Raw genomic sequence first — 19802 nt, forward strand, 5'->3', positions numbered from 1 at the left:
GTCAGCCCCGGAGGGCCTCGACGGGGCGTTCGTTTGCCGCGCGCCAAGCGGGGTAGGCACCCGCGATGAGGCTGGTGAGGATTCCGAACGCGACCGCGCCGCCCAGATAGAGCAGCGACTCCGACGTGAACGCGAAGGGGCTCCCGAGGAAGACGGCGTTGGCGGCCAGCACGACCAGCAGCGCCAGCGCGATGCCGATGCCCGCGCCGAGGGCCCCGAGCATCGCGGCCTCGACCAGCAGGATCCACAGGATGTCGACCTTCGAGTAGCCGACCGCCCGGAGGACACCGATCTCCTCGCGTCGCTTGGTCACCGACATCAACATCGTGTTGGCGATCGAGACTCCGGCGACCAGTAGCGACAGCGAGCCCAGCCCCGCCAGGAACAGGTTGATCCCGTCGACGATCGACCGGAACAGGCGGACGAGCGACGTGAGTTCGAAGACGAGCAGTTGGTCCTTCCGACCGTTGAACTCCGACCGCAGGGCCGTGGCCGCCGCTTCGGCCTCGTCGACCGACTGGGTCGTCACCCGGACCTGACTGTAGGTGCGGTCACCCGTCTCCTCGATCGGGAGGAACACCTCGTCGACGCCGAAGGCCGCGCTCTCGGCCAGCACGGCTGTCACGCGGTAGGGCCGAGTCTCGGCGACCTCGCCGTCGTCGGCCTCCGGAGCCAGCATGATTCGATCGCCGGGTTCGAGGCCGTGGTCCGCGGCGAACTCGTTCGAGACGACGGCGCTTCGCCGCCAGTTCGTCGGAATCTCCCCCGCCGCGACCTCGTAGAGCAGCCGTGGATCGTCGAGATACGTCACCGAGACGCTCAATCGGCGGTTAGATCGTATCCGGTACTCCATCGATCGGGACTCCGTGGCCACGATACCGGCACCCCCCACCGTCTCCTCGATCCGCAGCAGGTCCGTCCGGTCGAAATTCGACTCGTCCTTGTCGAACCCCGGCGAGACGTAGACGTTCGTCGCGCCCTGCTCCTGGATCCGGTCGAGTTGACTCTGCTTGAACGCCGCGCCGCCGGCCCCGATAGCCGCGATCGCCACGACGCCGATCGTGATCGCCGCGGCCGCCAGCAGCGACCGCGTGCGTGCCCGGGAGATGTTCCGCCGAGCGATGACGATCGACGGGAACCGGCCTGTAATCCGTCGGAGCCAGCTCACGGCCGGGCACCTCCGCCGGGGTGGTCGATTCGGACCATCAGTCCAGCGCCTCCACGGGTCGTTTGTTGGCCGCCTTCCACGCCGGGTACAGCCCCGCGAGCAGCGCGGTCACGATGCCAAAGGCGACGCCGATCCCGACGTATCGGAGCCCCGCGGCGGTGAACGCCAGCGGGTCCCCGAGCAGGAGCTGGTTGATCGCCATGCCGATGCCGAGCGCGATGGGGACGCCGATGGCCGCCCCGATGACGCCGAGGATCGTCGACTCGGCGACGAGCAGGCTGACGACTGCCCGCCTGGGGTAGCCGTACGCCCGGAGGACGCCGATCTCGCTCTCGCGCTCGATGGCCGCCATCAGCATGGTGTTGGCGATGGTGACCGCGGCGACCAGCAGCGAGATCGCACCGACGCCGATCAAAAACTGGTTGATCGTGCCGAAAAACTCCGTGAACTGCTCGCGTTGCTCCTGGACCTGCTCGACACGGACCACCTCCTCCCGGACGTTGAACTCGCTCTCGATGGCCCGTGTCGCGGCGTCGACGGAACCGGTCGTCGTGTCGACCCGGACGATGGCCTGCTCGTAGCCGTCGCTCTCGAACTGCGAGGCCGGAACGAACACCGTCTGATCCGCCCCCAGCGGGGCAGAGAACCCCTGAGGCTCGAGAACGGCGGAAATCTCGAAGCTCCGGTCGAACTCGTCGGTGACGTTGATCCGCAACCGGTCGCCCGGTTCGAGGTCGTTCTGCTCTGCGACCCGCGAGCCGATCACGATCGTCCGACGCCAGTTGTCCGGGATCGTCCCGTTCCGGGCCTCGTAGAACTCGCCCGGGTTCTCGAGCCCCTTCACCTGCGCCTGAAAGAGGAGCGTCCCGGACTGGGTCTGGACGTACGCCCCGAGCGGTTCGTGGACGGGCAATACCGTTGCGCTGCCGGCGGCCTGCCTGATACGGTCGATGTCTCCGTCCGAGAGTTCGGTATTCGTGATGTTGCCGTCCTCGACGGTCACGTCGGGTTCCACCGTCGCCGTCCCACCGAAGCCCTCGTAGGCCTCCAGTTGATCCTGTTTGAACGCCTCGCCGCCCGTGCCGATGGCACCGATGGCGACGACGCCGATGACGACGGCCGTGACGGCGAGTCCCGAACGGAGGGTCGCACGCGAGAGGTTCCGCCGGGCCAGCGACAGCGTCGGGAACCGACCGGCGAGCCAGCGGATCGGGTTCACGGCTCGGGATCCCCCTCGAAGTTCGCTCGCCGATCGTCGGTCTCCCGCACCAGCCCGTCGATGAGGGTCACGACGCGGTCGGCGGCCTCGGCAACGTAGTCGTCGTGGGTCACGGTGACGACGGCGACGTCCTCGTCACGGCGGAGTTCGTCGAACAGTTCGAGGATTTGGTCACCGGTGTCCCGGTCGAGGTTCCCGGTCGGCTCGTCGGCCAGCAGGATGTCGGGATCGTTGATCAAAGAGCGTGCGATGGCGACGCGCTGTTTCTGCCCGCCCGACAGTTCGTCGGGGTAGTGGTCGAGGCGGTCGCCCAGCCCCACGCGTTCGAGCAACTCCCGCGCCCGCTCGCGAGTCTTCGTCGGCGTCCGGTCGAGCATCCGCGGCATCTCGACGTTCTCTACGGCCGTGAGTGTCGGGATCAGGTAGAAGCTCTGGAAGACGAACCCGATCGTCTCCTTGCGCTTGCGGGTCCGCTCGCGGTCCGTGAACGTCGACACGTCCTGGCCGCGCAGGCGAACGTCGCCGCTGGTGGCCACGTCCAGCAGGCCGAGCAGGTTCAGGAGTGTGGACTTTCCGCTCCCGGAGGGGCCGACGACCGCCACGAAGTCGGCTGGTGCGATGCCGAAGTCGACACCTTTCAGCGCGCGGACGATCTGGCCGCCCGTCTCGTACTCCTTGACCACGTCGGTCCCGCGGATGATGGCGTCGGTCGTGACGGACCCGTCGGTCCTCCCGCCGGGTTCGGATCCGGTGGCCTCGTGCCACCCGTCCACGCCGGTCTCGTCGTCGGGGTCGGGTGCCACAGCGGTCACCCCCGTCTGCGGTAGAGCACGACCGCCGCGATCAGGGCGACGATTACGACGATCGGCACGATCGGAAGCCCACCCTGCTGTGGCGAGCGGTCCGGCGTCGCGGCCTCAGTGACTGGAATCTCTGTCGTGTAGTTGCGTCGCACGCCGTCGACCACGTAACTCACTTCCACCGGGACCGAGGAGACGTTGCCCGTGACCGAGGGCGAGAGCGTGAACGACGAGAAGTCGCTCGCGTCGACCGACCCGACGAAGTACTTCTTGCGCCCGACGTTCTCGGCCTCGCCCGTCGAGACGATGACCGACTCCACCTCGTCGGAGCCGACGTTGCTCGCGGTTGCCGTTATCTCGACAGTACCGCCCTGTGCGACCGCGTCCACGCCGGTGAGTTCGATGGTTCCGGGGTTCGGTGGCGCGTCGAACGCCGCCTGGAACCGCTCGGTCACCTGTTTGCGGGCGCCGTCGTCGGTGTAGTTGAGCGTCACCGACACCGGGTAGGTGCCGCTCTCGTCGACACGGGCCGGGAACTGGAAGTCCGTCGTCTCGCCAACGGTCAGCCGGGAAGTGACCCGCTCGCTCGCGGCGAACGTCGCGGTCGGGGAGTCGACGGAGACCTCCACCTGGCTCAGGTCACCTTCCAGCCCGTTCGCGACGGTCACGTTGACCGGTCGGGTCGTGCCGGGCAGTCCCTCGGCGACGGAGAGGGCCAGTTGCGGCCCGTCGACGGCCTCGGACCCGCTCGCCGCGCCGAGGCGTCTCGTCCGTTCGAGCGTCTGGGTCTGGCCCATCGAGTTCGTGTATTCGAGCGTCGCCGTGATCGAACCCGCGTCGCCGTCCGGGACCGACCCGGAGTAGCTGAACGTCCGCTTGGTGCCGGGTTCGAGTTTGGCGTCGAGACGCTCCGGATCCTCGAACCGGACGTTCCGCCCGTCGACGGAGAGGTTGAGGTTCCGGATCGCCTCGGACTGGCCGTTCGAGACGTTGACCGCGATCTCACGGTGGGAGCCGACCGATCCCGCCACGTCGATGCGCATCTTCGGCCCGCTCTCGGTGACGGAGATTACGATGGGATATTTGAGCCTCACATATTCGCTGACGCCAGTCGGATTGACGTCCGCCACGACAGTGACTTCCAATTTTTTGACTCCGGGTTCGTCGAACTCCGTCGTTATCGGTATCTCAGAACTTCCCCCGGGACTGAGACTGCCGAGGTCGCTAATGCTCCCTATCCGCTCCCCGCTTCCTTTGTGAGTGAGGTAGGCGGTTCGTATTTCAGCAACTCCGTTACTACTCTGAGAGTTGGCGACGGTCGTGGATATTTTAACGAGACTGTCTGCAGACGGTTGCTCTGGTGTGACGCTAACGCCGTCGATATACGGGTCCGGTGTGGTTGTTTGGGTACTGTTCGCCGTGTTCGCAGTCGCGAGCGGTGCGCTGGCCGCGGAGGCGACCAGCAACACTGCGACCACCGCCGTCGTGACCGCCGGGAGCGGCCGTCGAACGGCGGGGCTCATGACTGCGACCTCGGAGGGGTAGGACAGTTGGGGACCATCGTCCTATGCCATCGAGTCACACTTCTTGCCATTAGAACTTTTTTACTTGACATCGATCGCGGGGAAATTCGGAACCTGGAGTTTCGACCCACGCCACTCCCGGGACGTGCAGTTTTATTAACAGTGAGGTAGAACGCGGCATTGTTGATTAACAATGGTAACTGAAACGGAGGCGGTACGATGAGAGAGCAGTTCGCGGTCGAGGGACAGACGGCGATTATCACGGGTGCGTCACAGGGAATCGGTCGCTCCATCGCGGAGCGGTTCGCCGACGACGGTGCCGACGTGGTCATCTGCTCGCGCGAGCAGGAGAAAGTCGACGAGGTGGCCGAGGGCATCAACGCCGAGGACGGCGGCGAGTGCCTCGCCATCGAGTGTGACGTGACCGACCGCGACGCGGTCGACGCGCTGGTCGAGGCGACCGTCGAGGAGTTCGGCAGCGTGGACATCCTCGTCAACAACGCCGGTGCCTCCTTCATGGCCAACTTCGAGGGCATCAGCGAGAACGGCTGGAAGACCATCGTGGACATCAACCTCCACGGCACCTACCACTGCACGCAGGCCGCGGGCGAGGTCATGCGCGAGGGCGACGGCGGCGTGATCGTCAACTTCTCCAGCGTGGCCGGCAATCGCGGCGCGCCGTTCATGAGCCACTACGCCGCGGCGAAAGCCGCCGTCTCGAACCTCACGTCGACGCTCGCCTACGAGTGGGCCGACGACGATGTCCGGGTGAACTGCATCGCGCCCGGGTTCGTCGCAACGCCCGGCGTCGAGAGCCAGATGGGCGTCAGCGCCGACGACATCGACCGCTCGGAGGTCGACCGCCAGATCGGCGTCGAGGAAGAGATCGCCGACCTGGCCCAGTTCCTCGCCAGCGAGGCCTCGTCGTACATCACCGGCGAGACCATCACGGCGAAGGGCGTCCCGGACATCATGGAAGATCCGGACATCTAAACCTGAAACACTCACTTCGATTTTTCGTCGTGGTCCCGGAGCCGCGCCGTTAGCCTTGCCTCGCGGTCGAGCGGGCACACCGAGGCGGCAACTTATTTCCCGGTCCCGTCCGGTGACGGGGTATGGCACGTGACGTATTCTTGCCGGTCGCGGCACAGCCGAGCGTGGAGACGCTCGTCGAACAGGCACAGACCGCCGAGGAACTGGGATACGGCCGCGCGTGGCTCCCCGAGACGTGGGGCCGGGACGCGGTAACGACACTGACGAGCATCGCCCACGGCACCGAGGAGATCGGCATCGGCACCTCGATCATGCCGATCTACTCTCGATCCGCCGCCCTCATCGGCCAGACCGCCGCCACCCTCCAGGAAGTCTCCGACGGCCGCTTCAGGCTGGGCCTCGGCCCCTCCGGCCCAATCGTCATCGAGAACTGGCACGGCAAGGACTTCGCCAACCCGCTAAAGTACACTCGCGAGACGGTCGAAGTCGTCAAGCAGGTCCTCTCGGGCGAGCGGGTCAGTTACGACGGCGAGTACTACGACCTAGACGGATTCCGCCTGCGCTGTGACCCGCCCGAAAATCCACCGGGGATCGACGCCGCCGGGATGGGGCCGAAATCGGTCGAACTCGCAGGGCGCTTCGCCGACGGCTGGCACGCCCTGATGCTCACGAAAGACGGCATCCGCGACCGGATGGACGACTTCGACCACGGCGCTGAACTGGGCGATCGGGACCGGAGCGACCAGGAGATCACCCTCTCGCTGACCTGCTGTGTCGACGAGGACCGTGAACGTGCCCGCCGACTCGTCAAACAGCATATCTGCTTCTATATCGGCGGCATGGGCACGTTCTACCGGGACGCACTGGCCCGGCAGGGTTACGAGGATCTGGCTAACCGCATCCACGACAACTGGGACGACGGCGACCGAGAACGAATGGTCGCCGAGTTCCCCGACGACCTGCTCGACGAACTCGCCGTCGCAGGAACGCCCGACGAGTGTCGCGACCGCATCGACGAGTTCGAGGCCATCGACGGCGTGAGTTCCGCCTCCGTATCCTTCCCCCGCGCGGCCGAGCAGGCAGACATCCAGCGAACAATCGAGGCGCTCGCGCCGGCCAACTGACGGGAGAGAGACGATCGACCCGATCTATTTTCGGTGCTCTCTCCGGGAAATCGATCGCCGTCAGACTCCACAGATATACCACTGTTAACCATTCTTGATTTAGCTATAACACTTCTTCTATGAAAGGCTATATATGGTGTAAACGTTAATTCGGTTCCCATGCGTGAAAACTCGACTTTAGATGCCGTCGACAGACGGTCGTTTATGAAGCGTTCGCTCGGTACCGCGGGACTCGTCGGTGCGGCCGGCCTCGCCGGATGTTTCGGGGACGGCGGTAGCGGGAGCGGTGAGGCTCCGGGTGCCGACGGCGAGATGATCATGACCACGTCGACACAGGACACGTCGGCGTATACGATGAGTACGGTCATCGCGAACGTCGTGAGCCAGAACAACGACGAGGTGAACGTGCAGGCCCAGCCCAGCGAGGGGACAAACGCCAACATCGGTCGGCTCAGCCAGGACCAGTCCGACATCGTCTACATCCAGAACTGGACGGCGAGTAAGCTCGCCAACGAGGAAGAGCCGTTCGGAAACCTCGATTTCACCCCGGTCCAGACGTTCCACCTGTACGACCTGGCCTGGTTCCTCTGTTCGGCCAACGACGACTGGACGAGCATCGAAGACATCGGTTCCGGTGACCGCGTCTCGCCGACCCCGAGCGGTTCCGGGACGGCGGAGATGCTCGAATACGCGCTCGGGTTCGCCACGGACGAGTACGAACGCATCAGCATCGGATACGGCTCACAGGGGAGTGCGATGAGCGAAGGTCGGCTCGACGCCGGTGCCGGGACGTTCATCAACCTCTCAGTGGAGCCGAGCTGGGTCCAGCAGATGAAGAGTACGGTCGACCTGCGCCTGCTTCAGTTCCCCAGTGACGTGGTCTCGGAACTGGAGGAGGACCCATCCATCATCATGAGCGAGGTTGACACAACGCAGTTCGAGGGCTACGGCTACGCCCCCGACACCCTGAACACGCCGGCGCTCGCGTACAACTTCGTCACCCGGGACGACTTCGACTACGACACCCTCTACTCGTTCCTGGAGACCCTGTGGGCCAACCGCGACGGTCTGGGCGAGGAGAACGCCCTGCTCGGTCGGATGGAAGAGGGCGAGTTCTGGATGGAGAACGGCTACACCACCCTCCCGTTCCACCCCGCCGCGGCCGACTTCTACAAGGAACAGGGCATCTGGAACGACGAGTACGAGATCGCCGAACAGTAGCGACCTGACCGGTTGCCGCCGTACCCACGCTTTCGATACTTACGATGACCGATACCACGTCAGAACCCGAGAGTTGGTCGCCACGTGAGGACCTCCGCGCATTCCGCGACCGGGGGATCGCCGAACAAGTACTGCTCGTCCTGATCACGCTCATCGGCGTCGCCTTGACCGCCGTGACGGTATATTTCGCCTGGGCCAGGCCGATCGTCCGGACCAAGTTCGCCGTCGGCTTTTTCGGTGCCGGCATCGCCCTGTACTACCTGTCACAGGCGCTCCGAATCGTCGAGGACCCGACGGACCGGACCGACGCGATGCTGTGGTCCGACTGGTTGTCGGACCGCCCCTACCGCCTCGTCAGGTTCGCCGATGGGGGCCTCTGCGTCGCGCTGGCAGCGGCCGCCGCAGCCGCCAGCTACCACGTCTTTACCAGCTACTCGCGTCTCGATAGCTCCGCGTTGATCGCGGGCTTTCAGAACGTCGACCTGTACGTCGGGCTGGTCATCGTCTTCCTGGCGATCGACGCTACCCGGCGGGCCTACGGCTGGTCCATCGCCCTCGTCGCCATGGGCTCGGTGCTGTACGCCTACTTCGGCAACCTGATGCCGGGCTTCCTCCAGCACCCGGGGTTCGATCTGACCGGGGTAGCGACCTACGGCGCGGTCCGGCTCACCGGCGCGTTCGGCTTCATCATGGAGATCGGCGCGACCTGGGTCGCCATCTTCATCATGTTCGCCGGCCTCGCTCGCGAGTTCGGCGCGCTCGACGTCATCCTCGGTCTCGGCCAGAAACTCGGGAAGAACCTCAAGAGCGGGGTCGTCCACGTCGCGATTATCTCCAGCATGGCCATGGGATCGATCACCGGGAGCGCGGCGGCCAACGCCGCGACCACCGGCTCGTTCACCATCCCGATGATGAAGGATCAGGGCGTCCGGAAGGACTTCGCGGCCGCCATCGAGAGCGTCGCCTCCTCCGGCGGGCAGATCATGCCGCCGGTGATGGGCGTCGCCGCGTTCCTGATGGCCGACATCCTGGGTGTGGCCTACGTCCGGGTCATCCAGGCGGCGATCATCCCGGCACTGCTGTTTTACTTCTCGGTCGGCGTCGCCGTCCAGTTCGCGGTCCTGCGCTACGGTTGGACCACCGAGAACACGGACGGGCCGGGCATCCTGGCCTCGCTGTTCAGCCGCGGATCGCTCCTGAAGTCGCTGTACGCGCTGGTGGTCGTGGGCGCGTTCTATCTGGTCCGGGTCGTTCTCGAACAGGCCATCCTCCAGGCGGCTGCGGCCGCTCTGGCGGCGCTGGTGGCAGCCCGCCTGCTCCAGGCCGTGGTGCTGGGGAAAGAGGACCGCGGCGTGGCCGCGGACTTCGCGACCGCGGTGGCGGGCTTCTTCGACGGCACGCACTTCGCGATCCCGATGTCGGTGCTGATCTACACGCTCGTCGTCATGCAACTCTCGCCGATGGCGGCGGGGCTGTACACCACGCTGACGCTGATCGGGACGATGATCCTCGGGGAGCCGATTACGACGCTTGCCCGCTCACTCGGCGGCGTCGCCGACGATGCCGACGACACTCCGATAGCGAGTGTCTCGGTCGAAACTGCAGTCAAACGGGCGCTGATCACGCTCGTCGAGGCCGTCTACACGACGCTCAAAGGGTTCCGTCGCGGGGCGATGGACATGGCCCCCCTGGTGGGCGTCCTCGCCGCGATGGGCGTCATCATCAGCATGCTCACCCAGACCGGGCTGACCTCCGAGATCAGCGTCCGGATGGTCGCGCTGGGCGGGGGTGTCCTGCTGGTCGTCCTCATCCTGGCGATGATCACCAGCATCCTCTTCGGTCTCGGGATGCCGACGCCGGCGGCGTACATCCTCGTGGCGACGCTGCTGGTCTCGCCGCTGGTCAATCTGGGCGTCACCGAGATCACCGCGCACCTGTTCGTGTTCTACTTCGCGATGCTGTCGGCGATCACGCCGCCGGTCGCGGTCGGCGTGGCCGTCGGCTCGCGGATCGCCAACAGCGGGTTCATGACTGCCGCGAAGCAGGCGATGAAGATCGGTGCGGCCGGGTTCCTGATCCCGTACGCGCTGGTCGTCAACGACAGCCTCGTCAACTGGACGCTGACCGGAACGCCGATCGCGGTGTTCTGCGTGTTCGTCGGCGTCATCGCCCTCACCGCGGTGACCATCGGGTTCGACGGCCGCCACGTCCTCGGCATCCCGCACCGCGCCGTCTACCTGCTGCTCGCCTCGACCGCGCTCTTCGCACCCGCGCTGACCGGGTACGTCGGGGCGAGCGTGGCGACGCTCCTCCAGATCGCCGCGGCCGGCGTCGCGCTGGCCGGGCTGGCACTCGTCCAGATGGACCGACTTCCGACGGCCGTTTCGCCCGCCCAGCGAGCGGGAGACCGCTGATCGCTCGCCACCCCGGGCGGCCGTCTCAGTCTTAACAGTTTTTCACGTGGGGTCCTCGCCCCAAACGGTTGGCAACCCCTGTCACTCGGAAGTTAACTATTTTAGTGGTGCCCGTCGCAGGGACAGTATCTCCATGTCAGAGTATACGGGTTCGGATCTGTTCGTCGACGCGCTGGAGCAGTACGGCGTCGAACACGTCTTCGGCAACCCGGGAACGACGGAACTGCCGGTCCTGGACGCGATCAGCCGGAGCGAGCTCAGGTACGTCCTGGGGCTCCACGAGGACATCGCTGTCGGGATGGCCTCGGGCTACGCCAGCACGCGTCGCTACCACGCTCACCACGACGAGACTGTCATGCCGGCAGGCGTCGTCAACCTCCACATCACGCCCGGACTGGCCCACGGCACCGGGAACACCTACGCCGCCCAGTTCGCGGGCACGCCGCTGGTCATCACCGCCGGCAACCACGAACGGGACTTCCGCCACGAGGAACCCCTGCTCCACGGCGACCTCGAAGCGATGGTCGACCAGTTCACGAAGTGGTCCGACGAGGTACTGGACGTGTCGGCGCTCCCCACCATGCTCCGCCGGGCGTTCCGCGTCGCGCTGACGCCGCCGACCGGACCGGTCTTCCTCGGCCTGCCACAGGACGTGATGCTGTCGGAAACCGACCCCGAGGCCATAGAACCCCTCGGCCCCATCCCGAACGCCGGCCGGGGCGACGCAGGCCAGATCGAGCGGGCGGCAGACCTGCTCGCGGAGGCCGACGATCCGGTCCTCGTGCTCGGCGACCACGTCGCTCGCTCGGGGTCCGATGCCGTCGACGCGGCCGTCGACTTCGCCGAGGCTGCGGGCGCGCGGGTCCACGCCGAGATTCTCGCCTGCGAGGTGAACTTCCCCGGTGACCACCCGCAGTGGATCTCCCACATCCCGCCCAACGAGGGCGTCGCGAGCATGCTCATGGACACCGACACGCTCGTGTTCGTCGGCACGTCCACCCACACGACCCTCCTGAACCACGAGAACGCCCTCGTGGACAGCGACACCACCTGCATCCACATCTCTGACGACGCCTGGGAGGTCGGAAAGAACCAGCCCGCACAGGCCGCCGTCGTCGGCGACCCCGGCCTCGTGATGGAACAACTGGCCGACCGCCTCGAAGACCGGATCGACGACGACGAGCGTCAGCGCCGGATCGACAGCGTCGAGACCACCAAGCAGGCCCTGGCCAGTACGATCCAGTCCATGAGCGAGGACGAGACGCCGGAGGGAGAGACGCGCGCCTCCAAGGCCGAACTCGTCGACGCCCTCAAGGAGACCGCGCCGGACGCCTACGTCGTCGACGAGGGCGTCACCTCGAAGTACCCGCTCCTGATCCGCTGGGAGATGGAGGCCGAGCAGATGATCTCGAACAAGGGCGGCGGCCTGGGCTACGGCCTCCCTGCCTCCGTCGGCGCGGCGCTCGCTGAAGAGATGCAGGACGACCCCCGCGACGTGGTCGGGTACGTCGGCGACGGCTCGTACCTGTACTACCCGCACTCGATCTACACCGCAGCGCGCCACGATCTCGACCTCACGGTCGTGATCCCCGACAACCGCAACTACCGCATCCTCAAGGACAACACCATCCAGATCTTCGGCGGCGACGACGAGGACCACGACTACGTGGGCATGGACTTCGAACCGCCCGTCGACCTGGTCAAGAACGCAGAGAGCCACGGTGCGCGCGGCCACCGCGTCGAGACGGCCGACGAGATCGAGGACACCTTCGCCGACGCGCTGGACCGCGAGGGCACGGACGTACTCGACGTGCTCGTCCACGACTAGATCGGTTAGAGACGCGCTACAGATACGCCATTACCATCTGGATCGCCTTCGGGAGGATCAGACCGATCAGGATCTGCATCCACATCGTGAACGTGGTCGGGTACTCCTGGGTTTTCGTCACGTACTCTATCCGTCGGTTCGTCTCATTGTATCGGTCCTCGTCGGCGATTTCGAACGTGTCCAGGTCGAAGGGGTCCACGACGGACGAACGGAGTTCCCGGTCGAGTCGGGTGAGTTCTTCCCGTTTGGTCCGTTTCATGAACCAATGGATCTGTGACAGCCCGTAGATCATGGTCACGATCGAGAGCACCCAGACGAGCGTAAACAGCAGGTTCGTGACCACCCCGGGGTCGGGATACGTGGAGCCGGTGAGTGGATCGACGATCGCGGGCCCGTAGAGCACGACGAGGAATCCGACTAACCCGACGACGAGGAAGTAGTACGTGGTCTTCATGAGTTCGCCCGCTGGACGAAGCCCACCGAGACCTTCCGGATCGAGGAAATTGAGTCGAAAGTCGGACCGCCTGACCTTCCGCGGGAACACGAGCATGATACCGACGTAGGTCGCGAGAAACTCCGAGAAGATGACTCCGTACCCGAACGGGATCACTACCGCGACCCCGAGCAGCTCCGCGACACCGCCGATCTCCGTAATAGTCCCCGCTCCGACGTTGATACCGAATTGCCAGAGTCCGTATCCCAGGAAAAGTAGATAGAGGAATGCTCGAAACGAATGCGGTGCCAGGGTATCGAACCGGTCCGGATCGGTTGTCCGCGCTGCGACATCGATCTCCTCCAGTACCGCCCTGTAACGGTCGTGAAGAAATATCACGACGAAAGACGCGAACAGAACCAGGACTGGTTGGATTACCCATGTCGGGTTGACGAAGAACGTGGCCGTGTACCCCGTCAACTCCTTGATGCCTTGGAGAACGATCAGATCGAGTACGAACACCCCGATCCCCCAACAGATGAGTGGGTGCGGGATCCACGGCATGCGCTCTTTCAGGCGGTCGAATCCGAGTCCGAAGGCTACCCGTTCGAATAGCGTGTCCGCAGCTCTCACGTCCCGAGACATACACCCCCACTCTTGTCGCACAGTGAAATTTCTTTCCTCGGTGCTAACATTTCCAGAGTCCGAGGATCGGATTTCCCGGGAGTCGGGCTTCGACGGGTACGAGCACTCACCACGTCCGGATCGGTCCGTGAGAACCACCGTGCTGGAGAACGGCTTCTGACGCTCTCAGTCGTCGGTCGGCTCGGCCTGCACCCGCTCACCTTTCGCCGTCTCTGGGAAGATCTTCCCCGGATTCAGCGTGTCCTTCGGATCGAGCGCCCGTTTGATCGCGCGCATCGCCTCGACGCTCTCCTCGCCGTGTTCGGAGACGAGGAACTTCCGCTTCCCGCGACCGACGCCGTGTTCCCCGGTGCAGGTCCCACCCATCTCGATCGCCCGTTCGACGATGTCCGTGTAGACTTCCTCGCCGGCGGCGATCGTTTCGGGCTCACTCAGGTTCACCATGACCGAGTAGTGGACGTTGCCGTCCCCGGCGTGGCCGAAGCAGGGGACGACGATGTCGTCCTCGGCCCCGCGGTCCTTTGCGTAGCGGATGATCTCGGGGAGTTTACTGATCGGGACAGTGATGTCGCCGGGGTGGAGCGGCTGGAGGTCTGGCTCCCACATCTGGATCGCGAAGGCCAGTTCGCTGCGGGCCTTCCAGAGTTTGTCCATCTCCTCTTCCCCGGCCATCTCGAAGCGCTCCACGTCGTGACCCTCGAAGATCGACCGGCAGTAGTCGATCTCCTCTTCGATGCCGTGGTTGGCGTGGAACTCCAGAAAGACCATCGGGTCCGCGGGCAGGTCGGCGTCGTCGTCGGCGTAGTCGGCGGCGATCTCGGCGCTCACGTCGTCGACGAGTTCGATCTTCGCCACGTCCACGCCGGACTGGATGGCGTCCATGACCGCCTCGGCCGCGTCGTCGAGCGCCGGGAAGATCGCCCGCCCGCCCCGTATCTGCTGGGGCCGGCCTTCCAGTTCCAGCGTCGCTCGCGTCACGACACCGAGAGTCCCCTCGCTGCCGATCAGCACCTCCTTGAGGTTGTAGCCGCTGGAGGTCTTGACGGCCTTCGAGCCGGCCGTGATAACCGACCCGTCCGCGAGGACGGCCTCAAGCTCTAGCACCCAGTCGGCGATCTCCCCGTACTTGACCGTCTGCATCCCGCTGGCGTCGTTGGCAATCATGCCGCCGATGGTGGAGATGTCCCCCGAGGAAGGCAGCGGCGGGAAGAAGAGGCCGTTCCCGGCGGCCTCCTCGTCGATCACGTCCCCCATCACGCCCGGTTGCACGTCGATCTGGAAGTCGTCGGGGCGCACGTCCAGCACCTCGTCCATCTCCGTCAGGTCCATGCTGATACCCTCGAACTCGGGGACGGGGTTGCCCTCCAGACTCGTCCCGGCGGCGTATGGGGTCACCGGCACGCCGCGCTCGTTCGCGGCCGACAGGACCGCCGACACGTCTTCGGTCGACTCGGGCCAGACGACGGCGTCGGGCTTGACGCTCGTGCCCGCGCTGTCCGAGGCCCAGTCGCCGGCGTGGTTGTCCCGATCCGAGTCGCCGAACGACACCTGCTCGTCGGGGAGTACGTCCGTCAGAAACGAACAGTCGTGTGGCATTGTATTACACCCGCGTCCGATGCGGTATAAAGCTACGTCGTTCAACCCACTGGGGGCGCGCGCCACTCGTTCGTCAGTTCGAACCGACTCGACAACTCTCCACGTCAGCAAAGTTCTCGCAAACCGGGTGGATTTACAAAGTGCGGTTTCCAATGTAAGCTCATGAAGGTAGCTGAGGTAACAGAGTTCGGCGGAAACGAGAACATAGCGGTCGAAGAGCGGGAGAAACCGGAGCCCGGATCGGGCGAGGTCCGGATCGAGGTGAAGGCCGCGGGGATCAACTTCGCGGACATCATGCAGCGTCGCGGCGACTATCAGGGCGGCCCCGAGCCGCCGTACGTCCCCGGGATGGAGGTCGCGGGCGTCGTCGACGCCGTCGGCGACGGTGTCGGCCGCGAGGTCGGCGACGAGGTGATGGGGTTCGTCGAAGAGGGTGGCTACGCCGAGTACGCCATCGCCAACGCCGCGGGCCTGTTCGACCTCCCCGAGAACATGTCCTTCGAGGAGGGTGCGGGCTTCTCCGTCCAGTTCCTCACCGCCCACAACTGCCTGTTCGAGTGGGGCGACATGACCGAGGACGAGTCGGTGTTGATCCACGCCGCCGCGGGCGGGGTCGGGACCGCCGCCGTCCAGCTCGCCAGCAACGCCGGTGCCGACGTGTTCGGCACGGCGAGCACCGAGGAGAAACTCGACCTGGCCGAAGAACTCGGCTGTGACCACCCGATCCAGTACACCGAGGAGGACTTCGTCGAACAGGTGAACGACATCACGGACGGCGACGGTGTCGACCTCGTACTCGACGGTATCGGCAGCGAGACGACCACCGAGAGCCTGAAGGCGCTGACCCACTTCGGCCGGATGGTGTCCTTCGGCGCGGCCTCGGGCGAGCCGGGCCAGCCCAACACCGCCGACCTGCTCTTCAACAACCACACGATCATCGGCTACCACCTCGGACAGGCCATGTACCGCGACCCCGGTCGCGTGTTCCAGGCCGTCCCGAAACTCACCGAGCAACTGGAGACGGGCGACCTCGAAGTGATCGTCGGGACGAGTTTCGATCTCGACGACGCCGCCGAGGCCCACCAGTACATCGAGGACCGCAAGTCCAGCGGCAAGGTCGTCCTGACGCCCTGAGCCGCTGGTCCGGTAGTGTCACTGCCCGAAGGCACCAGTACCATTAGGGAGGGTCAGTCCCTAGCCGGGACGATGACCCGCGAAGCCGTCCGGGACGGGTTCACGGAGTTCGCCGAGGACATCGTCGACACCGCCTACGAGGAGTTCGACGTGGTTGCGGTGTTGCGTGGTGAGTCGGGAGCCAGCGGTCGGCTCGTCAGCAAACTTCTGAAACGAGATCGCCGCCTCGACCAGCGCGTCGTCCGCCCGGAGCTACAGGACTACCGACGGCGGATCCTCGCCCAGTTCGAACCGGTACTGGCCTACGCCGCCGACGGGAACGGAGATTTCGTCGACTACCGGGACCGCGTCCGCGAGGCCGACGTGTACCTCGCCCACCTCCGGACGTCCGTTCGCGGTGACCGCCGCCAGGCCATCGAACGGGCCCAACTCGACAGACAGCGTCAGCTGGCCGAGGCTGCCCGGCCGCTGGTCGAGTCGCCCGAGTCCGAGTTCTGGGCCGCCGCCGTCGACACCCTCGATCGGGAGCAGGTCCGCGACCTCGTCCAGACCCACTTCACGTTCACCGACCCGTTGCGGGAGTACCCTGACGCCTTCGTCTTCGAGACCGAGATCGACCCGGGCGACGTGGTCGGCGGTCCGCTGGCCAGTCGGCTCCCCTCGGTGACTGTCGAGTACACGGACGAAGTGATTCGGGTGCTCCAACTGGCCGAAGCCACCGTGGTCGAGCGGGCGCTGACAGAACTAGAGCAGCGGTTCGACGACTGATCACCACGGCACCGAGAGCCCGTCCCGCCGGCCGTCCAGCACGTCGAACCGCTCTTCCCTGCGTCGTTCGAGCCAGTAGAGCAATCGCTCTGCCCAGCGGAGCTTCCGCCGCTTTTCCGCGTCTACGTCCGGGTCGTCGAAGTCCCAGCCCACGAACACCAGTTCGGTCGCGTCGAAGTGGTCGGCGAGGAAGGCCGCCCGGTCGCCGTCGGTGAACCCGCCGAAGTTCTCGACCGGTCCCGCCGGCTCGGCCTGCGTCGTCGGGAGCACCTGCTCGTCGTCGAACGTCGGCACCCACCCCCGGACGGCCGCTACGTTGTCGCCGTGGGCGTGGGTTGCGACGGGAACACCCTCTTCGGTCAGCTCCCGGGCAGTCTCGGGATTCTTGTCCAAATCGGTGACCATGCAGTCCACGGTAATTCCCTCGTCTCGGAGAGTATCTGCGGCCGTCGACGCAGCGATCACGGCGTCAGCGTCGGCTGCTCGGTCGGTCTCGGTCGCCAGCGACGGTCCAGCCCCCGCTATCGCGACGCGCCGGCCGGCGAAATCCAGTCCCGAGAGGTCGAAGGGGCCCACCAGTTCGGCGAGTACGTCCCGTCCGTGTTCGTCACCGTGACGGTCGTAGCCGAAATCGTCGAGGATGGCCGCGTAGGCGGGTTCCCAGGTCGCAAACTCCATACTAACTGCTCACCGGTTGGATCCTATATAAATCGAGGTGAGCCGAAGTGGCACAACCTGGTACCCCTACCCGGGTGCCCTTTCGGCCTTCACCCCCCTGTTTTGGCGCATCTGGTATAAGTTTTCTCTTCGTCAGACTTCTCTGCCGGGTGTGGTCGATCACTATCTTAAGCACTGCTTACTGTTCGGATAGCCCATCCATAACACCGGAGAGAGCGGTCGAGACGGCCTCCGGTTCGTCGACGCCCCTGGCTAGCCGCCGGAGCGCTCCGTCCGTCCCCACGAGCAAGAGCGCACCGTCCGCCCCCTCGGCCGCCGTAACGCCGTATTTGCCGCTCTCGTTCAGGAGTCGGTCCCGGGCTGGTGTATCCAGCCCGGACACCTCGAACGTCCGGACGACGGCGTCCTCGGCGTAGGCCGTGTCGATCCCGAGCCGATCGAGGTGGCGACGAGCCTCGCCTGCTGTGGTCACGTCGAGTTCTTCGACTGTGGGTGTCCGGACGCGGTCGCGAGCGAACGCCTCGCCGACCAGGGCGGCGTCACGGGTCTCTTTCACGTCGTGGGTCCGGATCACGTGTGCGCCGCGCTCGACGGCCATGGACGTGGCCGCGAGGCTGACGGGCAGGGCCTCCTCGGTCGACCGGCCGGCGATCTCCCGCAGGAAGTTCTTGCGGTTGATCGAGACCAGAAGGGGGTAGCCGTAGCCGCGGAACTCCCGGAGTCGGCGGAAGGTCTCGCGGTCGTCGTCGGTGGTCTTGTCCTCGCTCCAGCCGCCGAACGCGGGATCGAGGATCGTCTTGTCGGTGAACCCGTTCAGTTCGAGGGCGTCGTAGATGTCGTCTACTTCCTCGATGGCTCCCGGTCGCTCCAGATCCGGCGGACTGGCCATCTTCGCGACGGCCACGTCGTAGTCGGCACAGACCTCGGGCAGCTCCGGGTCGGCGAACCCGCAGATGTCGTTGACCATGTCGAACCCCCGGTCCAGTGCGGCTTCGGCGACCTCGTGGTAGCGGGTCTCGATGGAGAAGACGGCGTCGCCGGAGACGCTCTCGATGGTCTCGACGGCGGTGTCCAGGCGATCGAGTTCCTGTTCGGCCGAGAGTACGCCGAACTTTTTGTTCGCCGACTCCAACCCCACGTCGACGATGTCGGCCCCTTCGCCGATGAGTTCTTCGTCGACGTATTCGGCGGCGTCGCCGGGGTCGTCGTAGACGCTGGGGTCGTACGGCGACTCGCTGGAGACGTTGAGCACGCCCATGATGCGGGGCGGATAGTCGTCACCGATGCCCAGCCCGGCCGCGTCGACGTTGCGCATGGGGGAGCGTCGGGCGACGGCACCAAAAGCGAACGGTTCGCGACCGACCTCACGGATCGATTAGTACGCTGCAACCGATTCGGTCACACCGAAAGTCGCGCTAACCCCACAAAAAGCCCTCAAAGCGGTGCAAACAAGTTGGGATAGGATGGCGACGCTCGTAGACCACGTCCGGGCCACGATCGACGTCTCCCGGCAGGAGAACCTCACGATACTCGCCGCGAGCCTCGCGTACTACGCGTTCGTCTCGGTCGTGCCGATTCTCCTGCTCGTGATTTCGGTCGGGTCGGTGATCGGGGGCCAGGCGTTTACCCGAGAAATCACCAGCACTCTCTCCGTGTATCTCTCCTCGGCAGGGCAGCAGATCGTCGCCGAGGTGCTGAACAGCACCGCCCACAACGTGGGTGCTGGCCTCCTGGGGATACTCGTGCTGGTCTGGGGAGCGCTGAAGGTCTTCCGCGGGATGAAGGTCGCCTTCGTCGAGATCTACGACGCCGAGCCGGAGGTGTCGCTGGTAAAACAGGTGAAAGACGGGCTGGCAGTGGCGGTGACTGTCGGTCTGGCCGTGGTCGCGATGGTAGGCATCAGTGCCCTCCGGAACGTTGCGCCGATTCTGTCGGGCAACACCACTTTCGTCGTCGTGAGTGTCGCCGGGCTTCTGGCCGGGCTGATCTGTCTTTTCTTCCCGCTGTATTACGTGCTCCCGCCGGACGACGTCTCCTTGCGGACCGTGCTTCCGGGGACGGTGCTGGCGGCGGTGAGCTGGATCTGCCTCCAGATGGTGTTCCGAATCTACGTCGGGCGTGCGGAGAAGTACGCGGTGCTGGGGGTACTCGGTGCTGTCGTCCTCTTTCTCACCTGGCTGTACTTCGCCAGCATCGTCCTGCTGGTGGGGGCAGCCGTCAACGCGACGCTCGCGGGGCGGGGCGTCTGATCGGCCCGA

Annotated in this window: 17 protein-coding genes; 9 read left to right on the forward strand and 8 right to left on the reverse strand. The window is 65.5% G+C overall.

What is annotated here, in order from left to right; genetic code table 11:
• Position 1: 1 nt before the first annotated feature.
• From BV210_RS16655 to BV210_RS16670, 4 genes are all read right to left on the reverse strand, one after another.
• On the reverse strand, positions 2-1168 hold the full coding sequence (locus BV210_RS16655; protein ID WP_077207744.1) for an ABC transporter permease: 1167 nt from the start codon (positions 1166-1168) through the stop codon (positions 2-4).
• Positions 1169-1205: 37 nt separating this feature from the next.
• Positions 1206-2387, reverse strand: coding sequence for an FtsX-like permease family protein (locus tag BV210_RS16660; RefSeq protein WP_077207745.1), 1182 nt, complete (start codon positions 2385-2387; stop codon positions 1206-1208).
• Complete coding sequence (locus tag BV210_RS16665) at positions 2384-3088, reverse strand: ABC transporter ATP-binding protein (protein WP_077208091.1); 705 nt, start codon at positions 3086-3088, stop codon at positions 2384-2386. Before BV210_RS16665 ends, BV210_RS16660 begins: the two co-directional genes overlap by 4 nt.
• A gap of 107 nt (positions 3089-3195) precedes the next feature.
• Positions 3196-4230 carry a hypothetical protein gene (locus BV210_RS16670; RefSeq protein ID WP_077207746.1) on the reverse strand — a complete coding sequence of 345 codons (1035 nt, stop codon included), beginning with the start codon at positions 4228-4230 and terminating at the stop codon, positions 3196-3198.
• Between the two features lie 352 nt (positions 4231-4582).
• On the opposite strand from BV210_RS16670, the gene BV210_RS20000 reads away from it, so the two are divergent.
• The 6 genes from BV210_RS20000 to BV210_RS16695 all read left to right on the forward strand — a co-directional run bounded on the left by BV210_RS20000 (position 4583) and on the right by BV210_RS16695 (position 12290).
• Positions 4583-4732 carry a hypothetical protein gene (locus BV210_RS20000; RefSeq protein ID WP_157526077.1) on the forward strand — a complete coding sequence of 50 codons (150 nt, stop codon included), beginning with the start codon at positions 4583-4585 and terminating at the stop codon, positions 4730-4732.
• 197 nt (positions 4733-4929) lie between these two features.
• Complete coding sequence (locus BV210_RS16675) at positions 4930-5703, forward strand: SDR family NAD(P)-dependent oxidoreductase (RefSeq protein ID WP_077207747.1); 774 nt, start codon at positions 4930-4932, stop codon at positions 5701-5703.
• Positions 5704-5825: 122 nt separating this feature from the next.
• Positions 5826-6827, forward strand: a complete 1002-nt coding sequence (locus tag BV210_RS16680) for a TIGR04024 family LLM class F420-dependent oxidoreductase (RefSeq protein WP_077207748.1) — start codon at positions 5826-5828, stop codon at positions 6825-6827.
• Between the two features lie 204 nt (positions 6828-7031).
• Positions 7032-8048, forward strand: coding sequence for a TAXI family TRAP transporter solute-binding subunit (locus BV210_RS16685; protein ID WP_077207749.1), 1017 nt, complete (start codon positions 7032-7034; stop codon positions 8046-8048).
• A gap of 44 nt (positions 8049-8092) precedes the next feature.
• Complete coding sequence (locus BV210_RS16690; RefSeq protein ID WP_077207750.1) at positions 8093-10462, forward strand: TRAP transporter fused permease subunit; 2370 nt, start codon at positions 8093-8095, stop codon at positions 10460-10462.
• A gap of 133 nt (positions 10463-10595) precedes the next feature.
• Positions 10596-12290 (forward strand): thiamine pyrophosphate-binding protein, encoded by a 1695-nt coding sequence (locus BV210_RS16695; RefSeq protein ID WP_077207751.1) that lies wholly within the window; start codon positions 10596-10598, stop codon positions 12288-12290.
• A gap of 16 nt (positions 12291-12306) precedes the next feature.
• Here BV210_RS16695 and BV210_RS16700 read toward each other — a convergent pair whose 3' ends face one another.
• Together BV210_RS16700 and BV210_RS16705 are read right to left on the reverse strand one after the other, a co-directional pair.
• Entirely contained in the window at positions 12307-13368 is a 1062-nt protein-coding gene (locus BV210_RS16700; protein ID WP_084802660.1) for a hypothetical protein, read from the reverse strand.
• Positions 13369-13533: 165 nt separating this feature from the next.
• Positions 13534-14964 (reverse strand): FAD-binding oxidoreductase, encoded by a 1431-nt coding sequence (locus BV210_RS16705; RefSeq protein ID WP_077207752.1) that lies wholly within the window; start codon positions 14962-14964, stop codon positions 13534-13536.
• A gap of 162 nt (positions 14965-15126) precedes the next feature.
• Between BV210_RS16705 and BV210_RS16710 the strand changes: the two genes are divergently transcribed.
• On the forward strand, positions 15127-16098 hold the full coding sequence (locus BV210_RS16710) for an NADPH:quinone oxidoreductase family protein (RefSeq protein ID WP_077207753.1): 972 nt from the start codon (positions 15127-15129) through the stop codon (positions 16096-16098).
• A gap of 72 nt (positions 16099-16170) precedes the next feature.
• Positions 16171-16866: a hypothetical protein gene (locus tag BV210_RS16715; RefSeq protein WP_077207754.1), complete on the forward strand. Its 696-nt coding sequence runs from the start codon at positions 16171-16173 to the stop codon at positions 16864-16866.
• On the opposite strand, the gene BV210_RS16720 is transcribed toward BV210_RS16715, so the two are convergent.
• Positions 16867-17544, reverse strand: a complete 678-nt coding sequence (locus tag BV210_RS16720; protein WP_077207755.1) for a 6-hydroxymethylpterin diphosphokinase MptE-like protein — start codon at positions 17542-17544, stop codon at positions 16867-16869.
• Between the two features lie 178 nt (positions 17545-17722).
• Positions 17723-18859 (reverse strand): dihydropteroate synthase, encoded by a 1137-nt coding sequence (gene folP / locus BV210_RS16725; RefSeq protein WP_077207756.1) that lies wholly within the window; start codon positions 18857-18859, stop codon positions 17723-17725.
• Positions 18860-19007: 148 nt separating this feature from the next.
• Between folP and BV210_RS16730 the strand changes: the two genes are divergently transcribed.
• Positions 19008-19793 (forward strand): YihY/virulence factor BrkB family protein, encoded by a 786-nt coding sequence (locus tag BV210_RS16730; protein WP_077207757.1) that lies wholly within the window; start codon positions 19008-19010, stop codon positions 19791-19793.
• The last annotated feature ends 9 nt before the right edge of the window (positions 19794-19802 follow it).

The sequence above is a fragment of the Halorientalis sp. IM1011 genome, assembly GCF_001989615.1.
Taxonomy (GTDB): Archaea; Halobacteriota; Halobacteria; order Halobacteriales; family Haloarculaceae; genus Halorientalis.